The sequence below is a fragment of the Microcoleus sp. CAWBG640 genome, assembly GCF_020883015.1.
In the GTDB taxonomy this organism is placed as follows: Bacteria; Cyanobacteriota; Cyanobacteriia; order Cyanobacteriales; family Microcoleaceae; genus Microcoleus; species Microcoleus anatoxicus.
Genome location: NZ_JAHRFC010000009.1, coordinates 64,509 through 87,094, shown reverse-complemented (window position 1 = coordinate 87,094; position 22,586 = coordinate 64,509). Strand labels below are relative to the sequence as shown.

At 43.7% G+C, this 22,586-nt stretch carries 17 protein-coding genes; 6 read left to right on the top strand and 11 right to left on the bottom strand.

Going from position 1 to position 22,586, the window contains the following annotated elements; genetic code table 11:
• Positions 1–10: 10 nt before the first annotated feature.
• Together AAFP11_RS07220 and AAFP11_RS07215 are read right to left on the bottom strand one after the other, a co-directional pair.
• Positions 11–2,020 carry an abortive infection protein gene (locus AAFP11_RS07220; protein ID WP_341736415.1) on the bottom strand — a complete coding sequence of 670 codons (2,010 nt, stop codon included), beginning with the start codon at positions 2,018–2,020 and terminating at the stop codon, positions 11–13.
• Positions 2,021–2,030: 10 nt separating this feature from the next.
• Positions 2,031–2,702, bottom strand: coding sequence for a hypothetical protein (locus tag AAFP11_RS07215; protein WP_341736414.1), 672 nt, complete (start codon positions 2,700–2,702; stop codon positions 2,031–2,033).
• Between the two features lie 267 nt (positions 2,703–2,969).
• On the opposite strand from AAFP11_RS07215, the gene AAFP11_RS07210 reads away from it, so the two are divergent.
• Complete coding sequence (locus AAFP11_RS07210; protein ID WP_341736413.1) at positions 2,970–3,899, top strand: OmpA family protein; 930 nt, start codon at positions 2,970–2,972, stop codon at positions 3,897–3,899.
• 90 nt (positions 3,900–3,989) lie between these two features.
• Entirely contained in the window at positions 3,990–5,003 is a 1,014-nt protein-coding gene (gene fmt, locus AAFP11_RS07205) for a methionyl-tRNA formyltransferase (RefSeq protein ID WP_341736412.1), read from the top strand.
• Here fmt and AAFP11_RS07200 read toward each other — a convergent pair.
• The 5 genes from AAFP11_RS07200 to AAFP11_RS07180 form a co-directional block, all read right to left on the bottom strand.
• A complete protein-coding gene (locus tag AAFP11_RS07200) occupies positions 4,993–5,871 on the bottom strand; it encodes a DUF4435 domain-containing protein (protein WP_341736411.1) in 879 nt (292 codons plus the stop codon). The genes fmt and AAFP11_RS07200 overlap by 11 nt on opposite strands.
• Positions 5,868–7,196, bottom strand: coding sequence for an AAA family ATPase (locus AAFP11_RS07195; RefSeq protein WP_341736410.1), 1,329 nt, complete (start codon positions 7,194–7,196; stop codon positions 5,868–5,870). Before AAFP11_RS07195 ends, AAFP11_RS07200 begins: the two co-directional genes overlap by 4 nt.
• A 104-nt stretch (positions 7,197–7,300) precedes the next feature.
• Positions 7,301–8,542, bottom strand: a complete 1,242-nt coding sequence (locus AAFP11_RS07190) for an exonuclease SbcCD subunit D (RefSeq protein WP_341736409.1) — start codon at positions 8,540–8,542, stop codon at positions 7,301–7,303.
• Positions 8,543–8,610: 68 nt separating this feature from the next.
• Positions 8,611–9,255: an SMI1/KNR4 family protein gene (locus tag AAFP11_RS07185; protein WP_341736408.1), complete on the bottom strand. Its 645-nt coding sequence runs from the start codon at positions 9,253–9,255 to the stop codon at positions 8,611–8,613.
• Between the two features lie 97 nt (positions 9,256–9,352).
• On the bottom strand, positions 9,353–10,963 hold the full coding sequence (locus AAFP11_RS07180; RefSeq protein WP_341736407.1) for an ATPase: 1,611 nt from the start codon (positions 10,961–10,963) through the stop codon (positions 9,353–9,355).
• Positions 10,964–11,118: 155 nt separating this feature from the next.
• On the opposite strand from AAFP11_RS07180, the gene AAFP11_RS07175 reads away from it, so the two are divergent.
• Both AAFP11_RS07175 and AAFP11_RS07170 read left to right on the top strand, forming a co-directional pair.
• Positions 11,119–11,622, top strand: coding sequence for a hypothetical protein (locus tag AAFP11_RS07175; RefSeq protein ID WP_341736406.1), 504 nt, complete (start codon positions 11,119–11,121; stop codon positions 11,620–11,622).
• A gap of 3 nt (positions 11,623–11,625) precedes the next feature.
• Complete coding sequence (locus AAFP11_RS07170) at positions 11,626–12,405, top strand: Tat pathway signal protein (RefSeq protein WP_341736405.1); 780 nt, start codon at positions 11,626–11,628, stop codon at positions 12,403–12,405.
• Between the two features lie 171 nt (positions 12,406–12,576).
• On the opposite strand, the gene AAFP11_RS07165 is transcribed toward AAFP11_RS07170, so the two are convergent.
• The 4 genes from AAFP11_RS07165 to AAFP11_RS07150 form a co-directional block, all read right to left on the bottom strand.
• Positions 12,577–13,245, bottom strand: coding sequence for a hypothetical protein (locus AAFP11_RS07165; RefSeq protein WP_341736404.1), 669 nt, complete (start codon positions 13,243–13,245; stop codon positions 12,577–12,579).
• Positions 13,246–13,326: 81 nt separating this feature from the next.
• Entirely contained in the window at positions 13,327–14,805 is a 1,479-nt protein-coding gene (locus tag AAFP11_RS07160; RefSeq protein WP_341736403.1) for a tetratricopeptide repeat-containing serine protease family protein, read from the bottom strand.
• Between the two features lie 509 nt (positions 14,806–15,314).
• On the bottom strand, positions 15,315–18,035 hold the full coding sequence (locus AAFP11_RS07155; protein ID WP_341736402.1) for a diguanylate cyclase: 2,721 nt from the start codon (positions 18,033–18,035) through the stop codon (positions 15,315–15,317).
• A gap of 266 nt (positions 18,036–18,301) precedes the next feature.
• Positions 18,302–18,475, bottom strand: coding sequence for a hypothetical protein (locus AAFP11_RS07150; RefSeq protein ID WP_341736401.1), 174 nt, complete (start codon positions 18,473–18,475; stop codon positions 18,302–18,304).
• Between the two features lie 286 nt (positions 18,476–18,761).
• Between AAFP11_RS07150 and AAFP11_RS07145 the strand changes: the two genes are divergently transcribed.
• Both AAFP11_RS07145 and AAFP11_RS07140 read left to right on the top strand, forming a co-directional pair.
• Complete coding sequence (locus AAFP11_RS07145) at positions 18,762–19,955, top strand: AAA family ATPase (RefSeq protein ID WP_341736400.1); 1,194 nt, start codon at positions 18,762–18,764, stop codon at positions 19,953–19,955.
• A gap of 404 nt (positions 19,956–20,359) precedes the next feature.
• A complete protein-coding gene (locus AAFP11_RS07140) occupies positions 20,360–22,570 on the top strand; it encodes a PAS domain S-box protein (protein ID WP_341736399.1) in 2,211 nt (736 codons plus the stop codon).
• The last annotated feature ends 16 nt before the right edge of the window (positions 22,571–22,586 follow it).

Here is a 22,586-nt window from a genome sequence, read left to right as displayed (position 1 = left end):
TCTCAAATATTTAAATCCTTGTCGGTGGGACAGGCTCAATATTAGCATCAAAGCCACCGACTTGATTTGTCCTAATTATCCACAGGAATGATGCTTGTTTTAATAATATTTTGGCAAGTTCATCTTGGGTGCGTCTGGGTAACATGGTTCGGTAACTAATCGCAGCTTTTAGTGGATTAGTTATACTCCTGAAGTGACTTTTTTTATGGTGAGCATGAATTCCCACTAATCTAGCATTTTTGCGCCAATCAGGACGGACAATGCCCAGGGGAATTAAGATTTTTTCTAAACTTTTGCCTAAGGCTACTAATTCTTGAAATCTTTGAGTTTGTACGTCGGTGGGATGGGTTTTTAGCCAGTCTTGAATCTGAGGATTTGATTCTACTTCGGCAGTGATTTTTTTGATGGTAGCGTAAATTGCTTGACTGGAATCTTGCACGCAGGAAGTTGCAGGGGTGACTAAACTCGCCCCGGTACCGTCTCCGCTGCGATAACGCGCCATCATGATATCTAATTGCTGGTTTAATTCGTCTAAAGGTGACAATTGGATGCTGTCGAAGTGGTAGTCAAGACACACGCAATCTAATTTACAAATGATATCGCAAACTGGGCGATCGCCCAACCAACCTCTTGCCAAGTCTCCCATATAACTTTGCCATTTGCTCGCACCGGCGATAATTCCGTCGGGATTGTGGGCGTACACTTGTTTGTATTCTATGTCAAAACGTAATTCATTGGTAAATCGATCGCGCACAACTTTGGCTATGCCAAAAGCAAAATGTCCCGTGACAATTCCCAGGGGGGCGAATTCGGCTTTTTTGCCACCGATACCGCCGAAACAGTGAATCACGATACCCATATCTCCTTCTTGCCAAGGGGAAGTACGAGCGTTTTCTGCTTCGTTTGACGACGATAATAATACTATCTTAGCTTGCCCTTTTTGCTGGCGTGTATTTTGCCAATTTTTGCTGTTTAAATAATCCAGAGATTTGGGCAGTCCAAAATGTGTTTCATCTGGGATTAGTTTGGTGATTTTTCGGGGTTCGATTGCTTGGACAACAAAAATATTGTCGGGACCTTTTTCGCCGTAAATGTACCAGCCTTCGGGATTTAATGGGGATTTTTCGATCTGGTGATTTGTAGACCTCGCTACGCCATTTTTGTCTGGCTTGACTTGGGGAATCCGAATGATTTCGGCGGGGCCATCAAACTGTTGAGATTTTTTGTTAAAATGGCGGACAATAAATTTGTCGCTGTTGGGTTTGTTTCGTTGGAGAATTGAGATGAGGGCGCACCAACGTCCGATAATTTGTACTGGTTCGCGCTCGATGGTGAGTTCATAGCGATCGCTGCTGCTATAATGAGTAGCGATCGCTGGACGTCGCAGCATCACTGTCACGTTGTCTTCTAGTCTACTACCTGCCAGAGTTTCTAAAGGGCCGACATTGGCTAATCCGTTCAATCTATCTGGATGGATGTTGCCCGCTTTTTTACTATTTTCCACCTGTTTGGTGAAGTTAATATCTTGGGTGACAGCGTGGACAAAAAATTGAACTTCGCGATTGGTACTCCATTTTAAATTAACTATTTTACCGATAAATTTTTGATACTTTTTCGGTGCATGGAAAACTTCAAAAAATACTGAACCGTAGGGTTGCCGTTGTTCCTTTGATGGCAAAATTAAACGTCCATACCAAAGAGCGATGGGCTGATATAAATGGGCGATGGCTGGGGAATTTTTGTAGAGATTTTCCCCAGGTTGCAATGGCGGCACATTGCTGTTTTCTTCAAATATATTAACCGCGTCATGGCTGATATTTTTTCTGAATGGCAGCCTTAAATCTTGTCGGTATTTTTGGAAATTCGCCTGCAACCACTTGATGAAAATCATCATAAAAATAAAAGCGGTTAACGAAAAAATTACCGTCAAAATTATCAACCCAATTCCGAAAAATAACCTGTTGACAAATTGACCTGACAGGAGAAGAGTTTTAGACAAGGCAAAAACAGATACTGTCATAAAATAATATCTAAAAACGAGTTTTTGGTTCGATCCAGTCGGTGCTGGTTTGAGTGCCGAAAACTAGGGCTCTATCGTCGTTGACAGCTACGGTTTGGCCGGTCGTATCAACGGCACAAAGAGGCCAAGTTCCCTCCCCCAAATTGCCAGCGCGGAACAAAACTTGTCCTGGACAAACTTGACTCCAACCCAACAATACAGCATGAGTGTAAAGACTGCGAGCGGGAGCAACAGTATAGGTATAATTATCATTTTTGTCCCAGATGACAGCGTAGTCAGACATATCCGAAGAACAGAAAATGGCTTCAAATTCGCGGGCGAGGAGGCGGGAACCTGTTTGATTCCAACCAACTGGTACTAAAATGGCGATCGTCCCAGACATATCAGTTTCGTCAGTAGCGTAAAACCCGCTTTCAGCCAGTGGCGAAGCAGCAGCCACGGTTTGCAGTTCCCCCGTTTTCAGATTTTCCACAAACATGACACTACTAACTCGACACTGGAATAATTCCGGCTGCACTTGTAACTCAATGCGACTGTAAGCCGCGTATTCACCATTAACCGAAACTAGGGAAGGACTGCGATAGTAGCGGACGCCAGAACCCATAGTCGAGCTAACTTTAGCATGAGTAGTGGTGATCCATTCCCAAGGAACGGGATAAGGGCTATTTAAAGGGTCGTTCATGGAGTTTTTTCCAAAAGTTATATTGCATTATCTAACAGATTTCACATCTAAAATCGTCAGATTTAAAATCTCACCAAGAAACTGGGTCTGAAGCCCCGTCCTTCGCCCCTACGAATATATTTGTAAAACACAGATGCACCCTGTATGCCTAACCCCTACTCCACAGGAATGATTGTTTATGTTTTCATCTCCAATCTCAAATCTTAAACCTAAAATCGAATGATAGTATCAAAATTGATATCGTAAGTGTACCGAGAGGGAGGAGCCATGACGGCATCTTTTAATCAAAAACCTTCAATTCCCCCAACTCGCGTCCCCAAGTCGCGGGGGAAAGGTGTTTTCGTACTATCGCTGATTTTTCGACTGTTACTGCTGGGGGTAGGCGGCGGTTTTGCCTGGGTTTTGGGAATGTCGATCGCCCAAATTTACCCATCTAGCGCCACGGAAATGCCCCTAGCCGAGAGATTCCTGCGTCTAACTCAAAATTTGACCCCCGGTGCGAAACGCCCACGAGCCAAGCAAATTCCGGTGCTACCAACACCAACCACTACGCCGAGCCCGCAGTCGCAACTCAATCCCGCCGCCAAACAGAAGTTGCAGTCAGATTTGAGACAGTTACAGGGAGAGTTGAACGCCCTCATCGGGCGCACGGCTGCTTTGGAAAGCCAGTTGGGTAGCAGTCGCCCGACGGAAACCTTGGAAAAGCGATTGCAGTTGATGTCACGGGAATTAGCATCACCGGAAACAGCCTCAACGCCTACTCCGGCTTTACCCGCCATTGGCGCGACTGCAACTCCACAGCCTGTGACGGAGGCGCAACCAAGCGATAATCATCCCGTGTTTGCAGGGGAAGCGCTGATGGTGACATTGCCTAGCGATGTTTTGTTTGATACTGGCAGTATTTCCTTGCGCGTGGGAACCAATGCGATTTTAGATAATTTGGTGGCGGATTTGCGCAATTACCAGGGGGCGACGGTGCAGGTTTCTGGACACACTGATAATGTGGGGGAAGCGGTGGATAATCGCAATTTGTCTTTTGCGCGAGCTCAGGCGGTGGCGAACTATTTGTCTAATGTGCTTGGGGAGAAGTATCATTGGGTGGCGATCGGCTATGGAGACAGTCGCCCTTCGGTGGATAATGGTTCCGATGCCAATCGGCAGCGCAATCGCCGCATTGAAGTAGCAATTAGTCAGTAGTCAGTAGTCAGTAGTCAGTTGGCAGTTGGCAGTTGGCAGTTGGCAGTTGTTGTTCTAACAAATAACAAATAACTAATAACCAATTTTATTATGAAAATTATCTTTTTTGGCACTCCAGAATTTGCGGTTCCTACTTTATCCAGCCTGCTAAGTCATCCCGAATTCGAGGTGGTAGCTGTTGTCACTCAGCCGGACAAGCGTCGGGGAAGAGGCAATCAATTGATGCCTTCACCAGTCAAAATGGCGGCTTTAAATCACAGTCTCCCGGTTTTGCAGCCCTCGCGAATCAAGAAAGATGCCGAAACAATTGCCCAACTGCGGGCAGCGGAAGCTGATGTGTTTGTAGTGGTAGCTTATGGTCAGATTCTGTCTCAAGAAATACTGGATATTCCTAATATAGCTTGTGTCAACGTTCATGGTTCAATTTTACCGAAGTATCGCGGGGCGGCACCGATTCAGCGCTGTCTTTATGAGGGAGAAAAGGAAACTGGAATTACTACGATGTTGATGGATGCGGGGATGGATACTGGGGCGATGTTGTTGAAGGATTTTGCAGGAATTACGCTTTTGGATAATGCTGATTCTTTGGGAGATAGGCTGTCAGAAATTGGGGCGGATTTGTTGGTGGAAACTTTGGTTAAATTGAGGGATGGAAAAATTGAAGCTGTTGCTCAAAATGAGGCAGAAGCGACTTATGCGCCGATGATTAAGGGTGCTGATTTTGTGTTGGATTGGTCGAAAAGTGCGATCGCGCTGCACAATCAAGTTAGGGGTTTTCACCCCGATTGTACGACGACTTTTCACAGCAATTCTCTGAAGGTGATGGCTACAGCCCCAGTCGGACCAGAATATTGGCTGCAATTACCGCCAGAGTTGAGAGTTTTGGAACGGGAATGGCCTGTTTTATCCCAGTTGTCAGGGGAGAATGGGGAAGTTGTTAAGGTTGTGAAGGGCTTAGGGGCGATCGTCCAAACTGGCAATGGTTTATTATTATTACGGGAGGTGCAGTTAGCTGGTAAAAAAGTGCAGTCTGGGGTGGATTTTGCCAATGGAACTCGATTGGCTGCGGGCGAGATTTTTGGTGGTGTGGAGGTTAAGGGTTAGGTAGAACCTCGAAAGGTTGATTAGTTTGTTCCCATGTCTGAATCGCTATATAAAGTTTTGTCAGCCGGAAATGAGCAGACTCATAGGCTAGCCTTAAATTTATTTCTAGTACATTAGGTTCAACCTGCTTTGAGTTACAGGAACCTAATGCTTTACAAAGTGCGATCGACAAAATAGCAATCATATCGTGACCGCAACAAATATACCATATATCTTGAGTATTTGTTTTTAAGCTATCCATTTTTTGTTGAATTTCTCGATCGTCAAGTCCCAATTTTTGGGATTTATCTTTCAGTGTTTTAATCAATTTCGATTCATTTAGTGCCAAGGTTTTCTCATCTACAAATTTTTTAAATTCTAAACCTTCAAATTTTAAACAATAATCAAACTTCAGCGAAGCCCATCGCAAATAACCAATAACTTTGGCACTTTCGAGCAAAGTCTGGCGAATATCTTTAGCAAAAAGCTTAATTTTATCTTCAGAACCGTGCTCGGCAAGAACTTTTTCAAGCGCTGGTGACTTCAGCAGCATAGTTTCCAAATCATGAGTATCTGTGAACAGCAAATTTTGACTAACTGAAACAGTTCCTTCTAATATATTAAAATCAGCATCAACAATAGCCAAAACACCAACAAAGTTACCTTGTTCAAGGATATTTAGCACTTTCACAGCATTGTCCTTGTTATGGGCAATTTCCACACGGCACTTTGTGGAGTGTACCAAGTTTTTCCATACCCGTGCGTCTGTATCTCCCTCAACAATTAAAATAGATCCAGTATATTGAGATTGAGTTCTCAGTAAGCGAATTCTGTTGGCAATTCGATCGGGCTTAAGGTTTTGTGGATCGAATTTAAGGTTTTGTGTCATTCAACTAGCCCTTGTAATTCTACTGTCAAATCCCAGCTATCGTCAATAATATCTGGAGAGTGAGTAGCTAACAACACGTCAAAGTTTGCCAGTTTAATAATTGCTCGCAAATCTTTGAGAAACTCGATTTGCCATGCTATATGCAGCGAAAGTTCTGGTTCGTCAATGAGAACAAGCGAGTTAGGTTGAACTTTGAATAACAACTCATAAAGCATTACCAGTTCGTGCTGTTCCCCGAAAGATAAATCTGTGGGCGACAAAGGTTTACCATCAGGCGTTGTAAAGGTAAAACCTTTCTCTTTACTAATGCTCATATTTTTATAGAGAAATCGCTGTTTAATAATTCTTACAAAAAGTTCTATTTTAGTAGCGAGTTCCTTAAAAACCATGAGTTTTTTTTCGACATCTTCAACATAAACTGACAAAATATTTTTTGTGGTATTATCAATATGTTGTTCGATTTGAAAATCAGGATTTTCGTCTTTATCTAAAAGACCAATTTCTATGAGGTGAGAACGCTTTTCCTCGATGTCATTTAATTGGTTACGCAGCGTTTCTTCTGTGACATTCGAGGATGTTTTGTTATTAAAAATTCTTGCGGGAAAGGTTCTTTCAAGGGATTGAGACAATGCACCATATTCAGCCAGTTTTGCTTGAATCTCTTCTGCGAGTTCCTGAGAATATATATTAACTGAGGGAATCATTGATGGGTGTTTCGTGTCTACCGCCGCTTCAGGAACATTTGAGGGAGTTAACAAGCGCTGAGTTTCTATAAAATGAACGTCGATGGAGCTTTTTAGTTCTGACAGCCACTTTGGTTCCTTATTAATTTTTATGCTTGAAGTTAACTCTTTAGTCAAGTTAGTCAAGCTCTTGATCAGATTTTGAAAGGCGGTTGATTCGGAAGTTTTAGTTTGTGTTTCTATACCACCTGATGACTGTAATCTCTCTTCTGTGATATCCAAAGAAACATTTGTTTCTGCCAATGAACCTATTAATAGATTAGGTGAAAATATCTCTGCTTCTGCACCAGGCTTAGAAAAATAAAATATCAAATCTTTATTTTTTTTGTCTTCAATTGTATCAATAAATTTATTTATTTGTAGATAACTGCCATCATCAAAGTCTATTCTAAATTCTTCAAATGGAATAGTCCGAAGTTCTGAGTAAGGTGAATTAAAAAAATCATTAATTAACCTGAGCAAGGCTGTCTTACCAAATCCATTCGGACTGTGAATAATCGTGATTCTATCTTCCATATTGAGCGCAACCGGATGGTTGAACACTCCAAAAAGTTTAGTGACAGAAATCTTATTGATTCTCATTTTTCCCTCTAGTTATATCAAATCAGTTAGTATTGAAATTATTCCTATCTCTCTTCTCTTCCTCTGTGTTCTCTGCGTTCTCTGCGGTTAAATAATTCCCATACCTAAAATTCTACCACAACTTCCTCTTTCCCACCCAACAAACCCTGGGCCGCCTCCAACATATTCTCCGCCACATCTTTCAAATCTTCACGACTTGCCAAATAAGTTTTCAAAGCATCTAATGGGTCTATACTATTGTTAGCATTCAATTCGGGCAACCGCGGCCTTGCTAATTGACTGACTAATTCCGGTTGAATTGTGTAGCTGTGCGCTGCGCCCAAAAGTGCGTGCAATTCTGCATTATCAATTAAGTCTAATTGTTCCGATCGCAATTGGTAGATCAATCTCACCACCGCGTCTGATATCTCTTTCTTCCCAATCGCTTTCACCAACTCAGTTTGCGGGTTTTCCGCTTCAGCCACATTCACCTTAATCGTCTGAAATTTCCGCACAGGTAAAGCGCAAAATTCCCACTCAGCTTGGCCCCGTTGCAAATTAACTAGCACAAAACCCTTGTCTTCTTTCTCTTCGCTAAAATCAACCCGTTCAATGCTTCCAGGATAAACTACGGGGGGATTGTTAGAAGCATTCAAATTTTGGTGTTTGTGAACGTGGCCGAGAGCCACATAATCGAAACACGAACGAGTTAACATGGAGACGGGAATATTAAAGCCTTTTCCCACTGCTAAAAAACGCTCTGCACCCAAACTGGCTTTATCTGCCATTAAGTGTGCTAAAAGTACAGTGGGGATGTTTGGATCGAGACGGCGAATTTCTCCTTCTAGGGCGATCGTCAGTTTTTCGGTTAATAATTGGTTAACATCTCCCACGGAAAGGTTTTCGGTTTCTGATTTAGTCATTAAGGTCGATCGCGTCAACCAAGGTAATGTTACCACCTGTACCGGGCCGTTGCGGGTTTCGATGCGGTGAGTATCCAGGCGATCGCCTACAATAAACTTAGGTATACCCAAAGTCCGATAAATTCCCAAACTCGCGCCACCTTGTCCCTGGGAATGTTGATCGTGATTTCCTACCAGCAAAACCGTCGGAATTTGCGCATCCACCAAGCGGCTAAATTGACGCGCAAAAGCCTCTTTGACAAACGGTGGTGGCGTGGAATCGGGGAAAGCATCCCCGCCGAATATGACTAAATCTACGGGTTCAGAAATCGCTCTATCCATACATTTACTCAGGCTATTGGCGAAGTCTTCCAAGCGTGTATTTAAACCTGTTTCGGGATTAACGCGCCCGTGAGAAAAGCCGCTTCCCATGTGGATATCTGAAAGATGTAAAATTTTAATCATTTTGTTATTGGTGATTGGTTGTTAGCTTAGTCGTGATTGAAAGTGCAACTATCAACTCCATCTTAATTTTACACTTTGTTGGGTTCTAATTCAATACTGCGGCGCTGGGGATTGATCCGTTTTTCCATCGCAAATATTGCCTGATCCTCCTCCAACCCGATTTCATGAAACTCTTTAAACAAAAACCCAGACTCAATTTTCGCAATCACAGTTTCCAGCCACTTGTCAAAGGAATCATATTCAATACTTCTAAACGGATAACTCTTGTAGTCAAAACTGATGATTTGTCCGGGAATACCGCCGAAACAGCCTTCAGTATCCACAACCCGCAGCCACCAACTATCTACTTTCATAAACGGAATCCATGCTTCATTCCAATATTCCCCTGGTTTCCATTCAGAGAAACTAACTTTACTCTCCCCATCCCAAAAATCTTTCTCCTTTGCAATACGTTGTAAAGGTAAAAGACTCCTACCATGCTCGAAAGGAAACAGCCAATTATCCTCTAAACTTTCATAGGCTGAACCATTACAACAGCGGTAAAAATCGTAGAATGTTTGAGGAAGTTCCCGTTTGTAACGATTTTTGAATAATTCGATTTCTGTTTCTGCTACACCGGGATTGAGTAAAGTTAGCGCATCGGGATAGTAATTTTCTAAGGTTTGTACAAAGGTGCTGACGAGAGGAGTTTGGGGCCGCAAGTGGTTGTCCATATAAGCTCATCGGCATTTAAGTTACATGATACAAATTATAGCAAAATCCCCAAAACCAGGTTGCTGTGAAAACTCCCAAATTCTCAACTAAGGGCGGTTATTTGATGCGCTCTTTTATGTATTCTGCGATGGCTGGTTGCAGTTGGAAGAGGGTGCGATCGCCCTTTTGGACTTTTTCGATTAACAACCTCCGTCTCAAGGATTCCACGGCTTTGAGGAATTCTGACGGCGATAATTCGAGCAGGGCTGGCTTTTTGGAGATTTCGACTGGTTTGTTTTGATTTGCCAACCAGGACAATACTTGTTTTTCCGTCTCTGACAACCGCTGAAAATGTTGGTCTAATAAGTATTCTAGGTCTCCTAAAACTAGGCTATTATAGGATAAAAAGTCAGTAACATTGCCGCTAAATAAGTCTTGAATTCCAGCAGCTACTATATTTAACCACAAGGGATTGCCTTGGTAAAGCTCAATCAATTCTGACCAGTTTTCTGATTCGGCTAAGCCTTTTTTTGTGAAGATTTCTCGCGCTGCTTCGCCTAAGCCATTGAGTTGCAATGTTTGACAACTTTTTTGGTGGCTTTCTAAGGCTGCAATTTCTCTGGGCTTTTCCCAACTGAGCAAGATTATGCAACTGTTGTGGGATGATTCTGCTATTTGTTTGAAGAATGGGCCGTAGTTTTCATAGCCCGGTTTGTAGTTTCCTGCTAGTTGTTGGCTGCTGAAGATTGTTTGCACATCATCGAGGATGATGAGACAACGGTGGGAACGTAAATGGTGGATTACCCCCCCCAGCCCCCCCTTGCTAAGGGGGGGAGAAAGAGGTTGAGTCTCTTGGCCGCTATAGTCTATTACCCCCCCCAGCCCCCCCTTGCTAAGGGGGGGAGAAAGAGGTTGAGTCTCTTGGCCGCTATAGTCTATTACCCCCCCCAGCCCCCCCTTGCTAAGGGGGGGAGAAAGAGAAAGAGGTTGAATCTCTTCGCCACCCCTGGGAGAAGCAGGCTGAATTTCTTCGCCCCCCCTTGATAAGGGGGGGTTGGGGGGGTTAGTTTCTTGCTGCTGCGATAGGGATTGAATTATGTCGGTTTGGAGTGATGCGAGGGGTGGCGCGTTGTGGAGGCTTCGCCAGATGATGCAGTCGAATTCCTGTTGAATTTGTGGGATTAGTTGCAGTGTCAGGGCGGTTTTGCCAATACCGGATAAGCCGAGGATGGTGATGAGGCGGGTGCGGCTTAAAATCCAGTTTTCGAGGGTGGTGAGTTCGGATGTGCGATCGAAAAATGTCGAGATTTCTGGTGCGTCGCCTATGTCGATGCGGGGCTGTTTTGCTGTTGGTTCGGGGTTTTGGGGTGTTTTGGGCGATCGCACTTTTTCAGAACAAATATTAAGCTTATTATTAACTGTTATACTCTCGCCTGTTATATTTTCAACAATTGCTGATTGATAATTATAAACTATACCCTTTTCTAATACAGCCCTAAAATTGTTTTTAGTAATATCTTTTTTCAATCCTTTTGAAAGTGTTTTCCAAAGGTCCGATCCGACATTTCTAACATGACTTGGACTTGTGTAAAGTTCTTGAGCAATTTGCGTGTAAGTTGCGTCTTCCAATGTCCCCCGCAGAATAGCATCTTGCACGTAATCTAAATGCTTTCCCGTCTTAGCAAAAATTAGCTGATCTGCCAGTGTCAAAACTTCTGCAATATCCATAGATTCGGGAAAAGCTGGAGTTTACACCATAGATTATACCTGACATTTCGTACAAGTGTGACATTTTTGATTTTGTCATCTATCTAAAGTCAGGATTTTTCCTACACAGCTCATCCTTTATATTAGTTCATTAAGGTGTTGAGAGGATATTTTATATGAAACGCGATCGGTGGCTCAGTGGTTTGTTCCTCGCTGGGATGTTATGTGTGATGTTAGGGACGGTTGGCGCACAAGTGGCACAAGCCCAGCGCCCGATTCCTTTGGCTGACCTGAAGTGTGTGGTCAGATCGGGTAACTGGAGATCTAACCAACAAGATATTTCTGTCGGCAGACAAATTTACACGACTGTTTTATATATTGAGCCTAATACCGCTATGACTTGTAGACTTCCTGGTGGCCCGGCTACTCTCCGGTTGGAGTTTGCAATTCCTGACACTTCGCAAGCCCCACCAGCACGAATAGATGTCTATGTTGACGGAAATCAAGTAGCCTCCCAGACAGGGGACTCAGGTCAAGTAAATACAATGCTAGTAAATATTAGTAGTGGCAAAAGTCTAGCAGTAGAAGTATTTTGTGCTAGAGCCACAAATTGCGGTGGTTACTACTGGTTTATGAAAGCTCAAATTGAGCCAGGGGCGCGCTCTCCTGGGAGAAGATAAATTATGAGTATCAGCCGCCGTCAATTTAATCGGATCGTTATCTGGGGTGGCGCTTCTTTTGCTGCTTCCGCAACATCCGGCATCTTTTTCCCCAAACCTGCTGAGGCTTATTCCCTAGAATTTCCGATTAGTGCTTTATCAGCCGATCGCGTTTTCAACGGTATTCAAAAAAATTGTGGAGCCGAACCCATCCCCGGCGTTCTCTCACCAATTTTACAAGGTAATAGTAATGTTAGCAGTAAAATAGAGGTAGCCGCAGCCAACCGGATTCGCACCGCAGACAAAGAATTTGTCAGCCGCAATTTTACTAGCAAAAGAACCGAATTAGCCATGACTGGCAGTGGTGTTGAGGGGAATAGCACTATCAGTAGTTTGTGGGGCAGACAAAGACAGGAGAAAGTCGGCCCGAATGTGGGCTTTGGCTTCGTGCAAAAGTGGGAAGATCAATATAGCGATGCCAAAATTTCGGGGCCGACAATGTGCGCTATTCATAACGCTCAAAAAGTCTTAGCAGACCAAAGATTAACACCTCCAGAAATCGCCGCTTCTGTCTTACCAACGCGATCGCGAATAGATGATACAACAGCTTGGGGAGGAGATGCGGATGCGTCTGCTGGGAGGAATCCTGGTGCTGTTTTTGCTCAATACGATACAGCCGCAGGTACAGTGACATCTCGCTATGATTTAGTTGAACCGGGGCCGAAAGGTTTTGGGCGGGTTGAGTTTACTATTGAAGCGGAAAATCAGCCTCGGCGGGTGATTTTGGTGACGGTGAGGTTTTAGGGGAAGAGTAATATTAATTCTCGCGTTTGTTGTCGGGTCCGACGGGGGTTTAAACCCCCGTCTCATAGCGAAAGTCCTTTGAAAAGGACTGAAATGCCGACCGTCATACGGATATTCAGTAGGGACACAGCAGTGCTGTGTCCTGTTTTTATATCTGTCAACTTCTGATTTTTACTGCTCATCCTGTAACTTATTTCGCTGTGACGAAAACCGTTGAATGCGACTTTGAATATCGGAAACCATCCCTCGAATTTCCTGCATATCTGTGGGAATTAAATGTCTGGTGAGCTCTTGCAAAATTGGGTCTAACTCAACCGAGTAGTTGAGCAGGAGAAGGGTAATATCATTTTCATAAATACTCACCCGTGAAAAATTACCTTGTCGGTAAAGAGAGGGGAGGGCAAATAACTTGAGCAATACTAATCCCTCGACTGTAACACAGCGAACTGTACGACCTCCGAATTCTCGATTTGCCACACAGCTATTTCTTACTAATTCAAATAAGGAATTGCGAGTCAATAATAAATCGATCTGCACTGTCTCATAAACTCCCCTAGCAAAGTCGCGGTTTTCCTCCGTAACTGCAATTTCAGGCAATGTTGCTAAGTCTTCTAAGGAGAGAATCAAATCAATATCTTGGGTGTTGCGACCTTCTATGTAACTTAATAATGCTACGCCACCTACTAACAGATAATCTATGTTGCGTTCTGCTAATGTAGTAAACAATCGGTCAATTATTTCTGGTAGATTATCGGAGTTAGAGAGGTCTGTTCCCCAATTTTTCATATCGAATACTACTCCATTTTTAATGATTTCACCAATTGCTACAATGCCAGTCATGTTTGTTTGTTTCAAATGTTGGTGAACCCGCCCCTACAGCATTAATTGCCATAGTATTAGTCGATTATATCATCAAGTTTACTACTTTTGCAATTGACCGATCGCATCTAATGCTTTTTGAGCATCAGCATTCATGCCTTGAACCCTAAATAAACGAGCCGCTTGCTGCAAATCTGCGATCGCCCCTTGTCTATCTCCCATTCTCACCAAGGTAATTCCTCGGTTAGCAAAAGCCTTGGCATAACTGGGATTGAGTTGAATTGCTTGGGTGTAATCGGCTAAGGCAGAGCGATCGTTATTGATGCGAAATAGCGCCAATCCTCTGTTAAAATAAGTGTTAGCGCGACCGGGATTAATTTGCAGTGCTTGATTGAAATCGTCGATCGCCCCTTTTTGGTCGCCCAAGTCCGAAAGCGCCAATCCTCGGTTGTTGTAAGCTGCTGCAAAGTTTCGATCCAAGCGGATGACTTGAGTATAATCGGCGATCGCCCCCGGTTTATCTCCCAATGCCGACAACACCAGCCCCCGATTGTAGTAAGCGTCAACATAACTGGCATTAAGGGCGATCGCCTTGCTATAATCAGCGATACTCTTGGGCATTTGTTTCAAATCGAAATAAGCGAGGGCTCGATAAAAATAAGCTTCCGTGTAATCAGATTGAGTTTGAATTGCTTCGTTGAAATCGGCAACAGCACCTGACAAATCTCCTTTGTCAAACCGAGTTAAACCTCGAACATAATAAGTCTTAGCATCTTGCGGATTGTTCAGTTTCAGAGGTGCATTAGTGGCGGTTGAAGTATTTATCAAAAGAGCCGATCGATTTAACCCAGCCTCTGACAATTTAGCTAGAAAAGTGTTGATAGGAATTGCTGAATTAAATCCCGTTTTGGAGATAGCATCTATAGATGATCCTGTATCATTTGTCGAAAAATCTAGTTCGCCTTCTCCATGAATCCCAACTACGCGCCCTTCCCCATCAAATACAGGCCCTCCACTCATTCCTTTTTGAGTTATGGCAGTATAACGCAAGGTATAACCGCGCTTATGAGTCGGAGAACGACTGGTAACAAAACCCTGTGTAAACTCAGGATTCGACTGATTTCTCGATCTATTATTTGGATAGCCAATCACAAAAATTTGTGTACCGCTCTCTGCTTGTAGGGAATCGCCTAAAGTTACAACTCGATAAGTTTCTGTACTGTTAAATGTTACGACGGCTAAATCCAGTTCGTTATCGGTTTTTTGTAATGGTACAACACTGGTTACTTGATGTTCTTTTCCCGTATAAGTGCGAATCTTATAGGTAGCTTTACTATTTGGAACAACGTGCTTAGCTGTCAAAACCCTGTAAGTCGTGCCTTGTTTGGCAATAATAAATCCCGTCCCGCTACGACTATCTGTTCCATTGATTTGAACTGTGACAGATTCAGCTAATTTTGCAATTTCTTGGGGAGTTTTTGCGAAAACAGGTGCTGCTGCAAAGACGACTATTCCTGCTACCGTTACTGTTCCTGCTAGGATGCTGGCGAGGGAATCAAACCGCGAATAACCCCTATTCATAAATGATTGCTGAAGACTAAGATTTTTTATACTCCAAATAGTATAGATGAAAATCCCTTGTTGGAAAAATCAATCTACTCGAAATTTTCCAGCGATCGCCCTTTTTCTGACATTCCGTACATTCCTTACATTTCGTACATTAGAGGACAAATTCGTGATAATTTGTTATGTGGTTGCAAGCTAATTTGCGCCTTCACTCAAGTTGGCTCTGCTTCGCCACAACTCTAGCTTTGACTATCCATCGCCTCTTCTTTTGTTTCTATTTCTACTTAACTCACTTCAAGATATTTTTTTTAATTATTATCAAAAAAAATCGCCCTTTTTTTTCAGCTTAAAAGGTTGACAATTCCTAGTTAATTAGGTATCATCTAATAATGGGAGTGGTGACAAAAATAATTATTTTTGTCACCACTCCCATTATCTAAAATATAACCCAAAAAACACCAAAAATCAATAGGTAAAAACACCTTTTTTACGCCCAGGTTTCCCAACCAACAAAAAACCAGAGACTATTCTGGAAAAGAGGCAACTGATACCCGATCGCGCCCTGCTTTTTTAGCTCGATAAAGTGCCTCATCTGCGATCGCAATCAGCGTCCCAGACTGCGACATCGGTGCGGGAATACAGCAAGCGACACCCAAACTCAGCGTCACATATTCGCTAACAGCAGACTTAGCGTGAACTATCTGCAAATTCCGCACTTCTTCACGGATAAATTCCGCCACGCAAGCAGCACCTTGAATATCCGTATTCGGCAAAACTACTACAAATTCTTCGCCACCGTAACGCGCCACTAAATCAGCCGAACGTTTTACCGAACGCTGAAGCACAGTAGCCACTCGTCGCAAACATTCATCCCCCGCTTGGTGGCCGTAGGTATCATTGTAAAGCTTGAAATAATCGATATCGCACATAATCAAAGACAGCGTAGCTTCTTCCCTCGCCAAACGCCGCCATTCAGTATCGAGATATTCATTAAAACACCGACGATTTTTTACCTGAGTTAAACTGTCATAGGTTGCTAAATAATGCAAGGCTTCATTCACCGTTTCTAACTGCTGTTTTTGCTCCTGCAACTGACGGTTGAGCGCTACCAACTGCTGTTCCGCCGCGTGCGATCGCAACAAATTTCTCACCCTCGCCAGTAATTCTCTTTCATCAAAAGGCTTAGAAATATAATCATCCGCACCAGCATCCAAACTTTCAATCCGAGCTTCCATCCCCGTGCGAGCTGTCAAAAAAATGACCGGAGTAGAACTCAATTCAGCAGTATTCCGAATTTCTTTCAGTAAATGCAACCCGTCTTGTCGGGGCATTATTTGATCGCTGATAATTAAATTTGGTCGCAATATTTTGGCAGTTTCTAAACCTTCTACTCCGTCCCGCGCCACAGCCACTCGGTAATGAGGATTGAGTAAAGTTTGCAAGTATGCCAGCAGAAAATAGTTGTCTTCTACTACCAGTAACAGCGGTAACTCTCGGCAGTCATCGACACATTCGGCTGCGTTTTTGGGCGACTGCAAACTATTAGTTCCAGCTAGAAGGTATTCCGGCGCGATCGCTGTCACATTTTCCCGACTCCAGGGGGAGTTCCCAAATCCCTTGAGTCCCGCCAGTTGAACGATCGCACCCACCAACTGATTGAGTTCCACCGGCTTGGACAAATGTTTCTGAAAACCGGCTTTCTGAGCCCATGTTGCATCATCTTCCGCCACACCCGCAGTCAGCGCCACCGCCGGCAGCAATTCCCTGCGCTCAGAAATTTCCAGGGCTCTGACGCGACGAATCAAATCCCAGCCCTCTGCTTCCGGTATCGCCAAATCGCTTACCAACACGTCAGACCATGATTTTGCTAACTCTGCCATTACTTCGGGGACGCTACGGACTGCTGTTACCTTTGCTCCCAAGGCTTCTAAGGCAGAAATCAAATATTCCCCGCTCTCGGCGCTATCCTTCACCAGCAGCACTTGCTTTCCGGCTAAGGCTTGGGGAACTAATGAGTCTTTATTTTTCCTGTTACCGATCGCACCAAGGCGATCGTCTGGTACATTCTGGTGATTGACCATGGGTAGCTGCACCCCAAAGGTCGCCCCCTCACCAATACCAGGACTCGAAGCCCACACAGTTCCTCCGTGGAGTTCCACCAACTGGCGTACAATCGACAGCCCCAAACCCAGACGGTTTTGTTCCTTGCTATTCCAGTTATCTCCGGGGCGGAAGTAGTCAAAAATGTGGGGCAACAATTTGGCATCGATCCCGCAACCCCTATCCCTGACTTGAATCAGCACCCCCGACGGGACAGACTCCATCATGATTTGAACTACCCCCGCCGCCGATTTCGGGGTAAATTTGATCGCGTTGGAAAGCAGGTTCCAGATTATTTGCTGCAAGCGTTCTGCATCTCCCAAAATATAGTGGATGGCGGGATCGAAAGATTTTTCTATTTGGATGTTTTTGGCATCTGCTGCGGGACGGAGAATGTCGATCGCCGATTCGATCGCTGATGGGAGGTGGACTCGAACGATATTGAGCCGTACTTGACCTCGCAGCAGCCGCGACAGATCTAGGAGATTGTCTATTTGCTGGTTTTGTATCTTGGCGTTGCGCTCGATGATTTCCAAAGCCCTACTGGTAGTCGCTTCGTTTAATTTCCGCGATCGCGCTAGTTGCACCCATCCCAAAATGGCGCTGAGGGGCGATCGTAGTTCGTGGGAAGCGATTCCCAAAAATTCATCTTTGGCGCGGTTGAGTTGGGTTAGTGCTGCTTCCTCGGTTTTGTGGTTTGTGATGTCGAATCCGATCGCTAAATACTGATAGGGTTTTCCTTGAAAATCCAGGAACGGAACTATCACTCCATGTACCCAATAATCAGTGCCATCTTTGGTTTGATTTTTAATTTCCCCTTGCCAAACTTCACTTTTTGTCACCGTTGACCGCAAATTTCTCATTAATGCCGAAGATTGATCTTCCGAATGGAGGATACCAAAATGACAACCGATTAGTTCGCTTCGCAGATATTGAGAAATCGAGCAAACTCGATCGCTCACGTAATTGATAATTCCGTTCCCATCTGTTCTTACCGCCAATGCCGAGCGGTCGATCGCTACTTTCAAATCTAAACATTCTTGAATAGATGAGTCTATGCCTTTGGTAATATTAATGCCATCGCGATCGACTCTATCCTGTTTTGTGAATTCTGTTTGAGCCTGAATCTGCTTTTTGATATTCATTGCTGTTTTTTTCCCTGATAGCTAACACCTTATTCACTCACACCCACAGACATTACCCCTGTTTTTTTTACCGCGCCTGGGAGTGCAATACTTGCTAGATTTTGATTTTCAACGGGACTCCCTAGGGCGTGTTTTCTTGCCTGATCCATCAGATCCTGATCCCCCTAAATCCCCCTTAAGAAGGGGGACTTTGAGCTTCTTTCTCCCCCCTTTTTAAGGGGGGTTGGGGGGGATCTCCGGGGAGAGAAAACACGCCCTAGTCGCCCCTAGTCTGGAGTCACATCAATTATATAACTATCCCCTCCATCGTTGCCTACTGTTATTATTCCCTGTGCAATCTCAGCGCCTGCTGAGATTTTTGGTTTTTTTTGTGTAATTCCCGCACTCAATACAGAAGTATTGATTCTTGATAAATAATTTATGCTGCTGGAGTAATCCATGGCGCATCTTCCTATCGGTAGCAATTTTCATCATTTTTTTTCTACACCTTGACAGAGGTGTATCTTTGTTGTATTATGTATATAATACAATGTGTTGAGGTTTAGATAACAAAGTATTGAGGAACTAGAAGATTAACATATTGAGAAAAAATATCTGTGAATTTAGATACACAAACGAAGCCTAAATAAAAAAGTCAATCACGATAAGTTAAGAAAAATATACAATGACCTTCAAAATATTAACAGATCCAAAAAACCATCAGTAATAATCACGCATCAAATATATATGAACGATTCCGACAACAATTACACTCAAAAAACTCCTCAAAACCGAGGCTTACTAGGAGCTGGTTGGCAACCTCTATACCGACAATTTGAGTGGGAACACTTCCTGCACTTAGTGGCGACAGACCCCAAGGAATTAACTCAAAAAACCTTAGATATAGCCAGCGATATTGCCGATGCAATGGGACGACATCAATATAGTTGGTGGGCAAATATCTTAAATGTATTTTCCGAAAATACTCGTTACGAAATTGACGAATTTTGGGATTACATTACTCCCCAGCAAGTTTACCCAAATTATCGCTTCCAAGATGTACTAACCACCGAAACACCAGTGGTACAATTAGTCAGTCGCGCCAGCATTCCCATCGAATATGTTCTCAACAAACTTCAAGAAATTACTATTTTCAAAATTCTGGATTTGCTGGGGAATCCCGATGCCATTACCCAGGTATTTATGGACAGAAATTTTTCCTATCCCCCGGAACGATTTACGAGCTGGGAACGCTTGGAAGTTTTGGGTAGTGTTTATGCTTATTGGACAGACGCATCCTGCTGGTTACAAATAGACAGCTACGATAGGGGAAAGCGGCGCTACACTCTAATTTGCCAAAACATTGCACCACTGGTCAGGAAAGCAACTTACAATTTAGCAGTGATTCTGAGTGGATACAAAAGCCGCGTTGGACAGGTGAATAGTCAGTATCAAATTCGGACTTTTCCAGCCGATGTTCAAAGTTTTACAGATAGTGTTCAGCAGGCAATTCTTGACCAAAATCAGTTGGCTGTTCTGGTCAGCGGCGCACCAGGGACTGGCAAAACTGCCTGGACCCAAGCCGTGGCTAAGGAAATTTTAGTCCCCCTTGGTTATGTGATTTTTATCTTAGACCACGATGCTGTGGAAAATTTTGTGCCACCTAGTTATTTAGAGCGGATTTGTATTATTATCAACGAAGCTGATAATTTGGCACAGGATCGATCGACTGTTTCAGCCCAACGCAGTAATAAAACGGAACATATTCTGAGTTTGCTGGATGGAACTTTGTATCAAAGTGTCATAGATGAACATGGTATTCAATTTCAGCAAAAACTCGTAGTTTTGATGACGTGCAATACGACAGAAAGACTAGACCCCGCAATATTACGGAAAGGAAGAGTGGACTTTACCTGTGAATTTACGTACAAATTTGTCTGACTTAAATTTCAGAGTCTCTATAAATCTGCGCGAACCCATGAATTGCCCCTCTGGCAATACGCAATAATACTTAGAATGCTGACCCTTAAACATTTCCCAAACAGGCTGTTAATACTTGAATTTGATAATTTAAAGCGAAATTTTCCGATCGCCTATAGACATATCTAGATCAAAAATGATATCACTGATGGGTGAGACCCCTCTAGGGTATTACCCGATCGAGTTCATCAGGGACAAAGCATTTTTTGTATTAAAAAGAATTTTTCAGGATTTACCCACTCCTGACCAAATAAACCGGGGTTTTTTGACAGAATTAAAGGTCTTAACGCCGTATTTTGCTCGAAAAACCAGGTTTCTGCGTTGATTTTTTGCCAACAAGACAGATCAGGAGGACTTCCCCAACCGTGCAAACTAGGCCAGTTAAGCAAAAAAGTCAGGTACTGGAAAGGTATGCCGATCGTCCAACCTTCGTTACCCACAAACTGACAGAGGCAGCCGTGTCTGAGAGTAAAGAGCAATTTCGGCGGTTTGTGGAGCATTCCCCTGACGCCGTAGCAATGGTAGACTGTGAAATGCGCTACCTGTCTGTTTCTCCTACCTGGGAAACAGCTTGTAACTTAAGTGCCCCACATATCATCGGCAAGTCTCATTGGGAACTGTTCCCTCATCTGGCCCAATATTGGCAGCAAACTATCCGCGCTATGTTGGCTGGTGTTTTAGAATATACCGAGTTTGTCGAAGCGCGATCGACATTATCGATCGCCAACAAAACCGGGCCAGGCGCCACTGGCGAAGCCATCAAATGGGCCTTTAAACCTTGGAAAAATAGCGACGGGGCGATCGGAGGTTTGATTCTATCTACTTCATCCCTAGCCGATCGCATCTCCTCAGATCATGGCGATCGCCCTTTGCCATCTGATGTCAAAACCGATCGCCCAGAAACACCAGCACACATCACTAAACTGGCGATCGATACCTGCCCCGATCTAGTCCTGTTCGCTACCTCAGAAGGTCAAATATGCTACGCCAACCAAGCTATTTGTCGCAATCTCGGCTACTCTCAGTCAGAAATGCAACAACTCAAAGTTAGCGATATAAATCCCCAGTTATCCTTAGTAGATTGGCAGACTCACTGTAGTCAAATTAAGGCACAAAATTGTCTGACTTTTGAAGCCCTGTGTCAAACCAAAGAAGGCAAAAGCTTGCCCGTAGAAGTAAAAGTCAATTATTTTGAATCAGACGGTCAAGAATACTACTGCGCGATCGCCCGCGACATCTGCGATCGCAAAGTAGCACAATTAGCACTTTTAGAAGCTAAAGAGCAACTGCAAGCCGTCTTGGATGCCGTACCCGGATTAGTTTCTTGGGTAAGTTCCGATTTGCGGTACTTGGGAGTTAACCGCCATTTAGCTGCTGCTTACCAAATGCCTGCTGAAATATTTGTCGGTCAAAAAGTAGGTTTTTTAGAAACAAGTTCCAAGTTTAACGATTTAGTATACAAGTTTTTTGCCAGCGATGATAAAACCACATCTGAAGAAGTAACAGCCAGCGTTAAAGGAGAAAACAAAACCTATTTAATAGTTGCTCAAAAATACCAAAAAAATAGCATGGCTGTGTTTGTAGGATTGGACATTACAGACCGGAAACAAGCTCTCTCAGCTTTGCAGGAATCTGAGGAACGCCTGCGACAGCAAGCATCCAAATTGGAACAAATGCTGTTGGTGTTGCAGCGCACTCAAACTCAATTGATTCAAACGGAAAAAATGTCATCTCTGGGACAATTGGTGGCTGGAGTCGCCCACGAAATTAACAATCCAGTTAGTTTTATTTCCGGCAATGTCAGCCACGCTAGAGGCTACATTGAAGAACTGTTGCAATTGGTGGAACTTTACCAAAAATATTATCCCAGTGTAGTGCCAGAAATTCAAAATTACATCGAAGAATTAGACTTAGATTTTCTCAAAAAAGATTTGGTGAAACTGCTAAATTCTATGCAGGTAGGTTCGGAAAGAATTCGCGATGTTGTGCGATCGCTCCGCCTATTTTCCCGTACCGACGAAGCCGAAATGAAGTCCGCAGATATCCATGAGGGCTTGGATAGCACTCTGCTGATTTTGCAAAATCGCCTCCAAGCTAAAGGCGGACGAACCGGGATTTCTCTCATTAAAGAATACGGTAATTTACCGCGCGTCCATTGCTATCCAGGACATCTAAACCAAGTGTTCATGCACTTGTTAACCAATGCGATCGATGCCGTGGAAACGGGAGTAAAAAATGCCGAAAAATCTGGTACAATCAAAAACCATGCTGATTTATCCGCTCACGAGTCCCCAGGTAAAATGCCAAATCCCGAAATTCGGATTCGCACGGAAATGGTAGGGGAAAGCGAAGTGGCGATCGTGATTAGCGACAACGGGCCAGGCATGACACAAGAAGTCCTCGGTTGTATCTTTGACCCTTTATTTACCACTAAACCCCCAGGTACTAGCACCGGTTTGGGTTTGTCAATATCCCGACATTTAGTAGTAGAAAAACATGGTGGTAAATTGGAATATGTTTCTGAGCCGGGACGGGGAACTGAGGTAATTGTTAAAATTGCGATCGGCAATGGTTGATTAGCTATTTACAAAG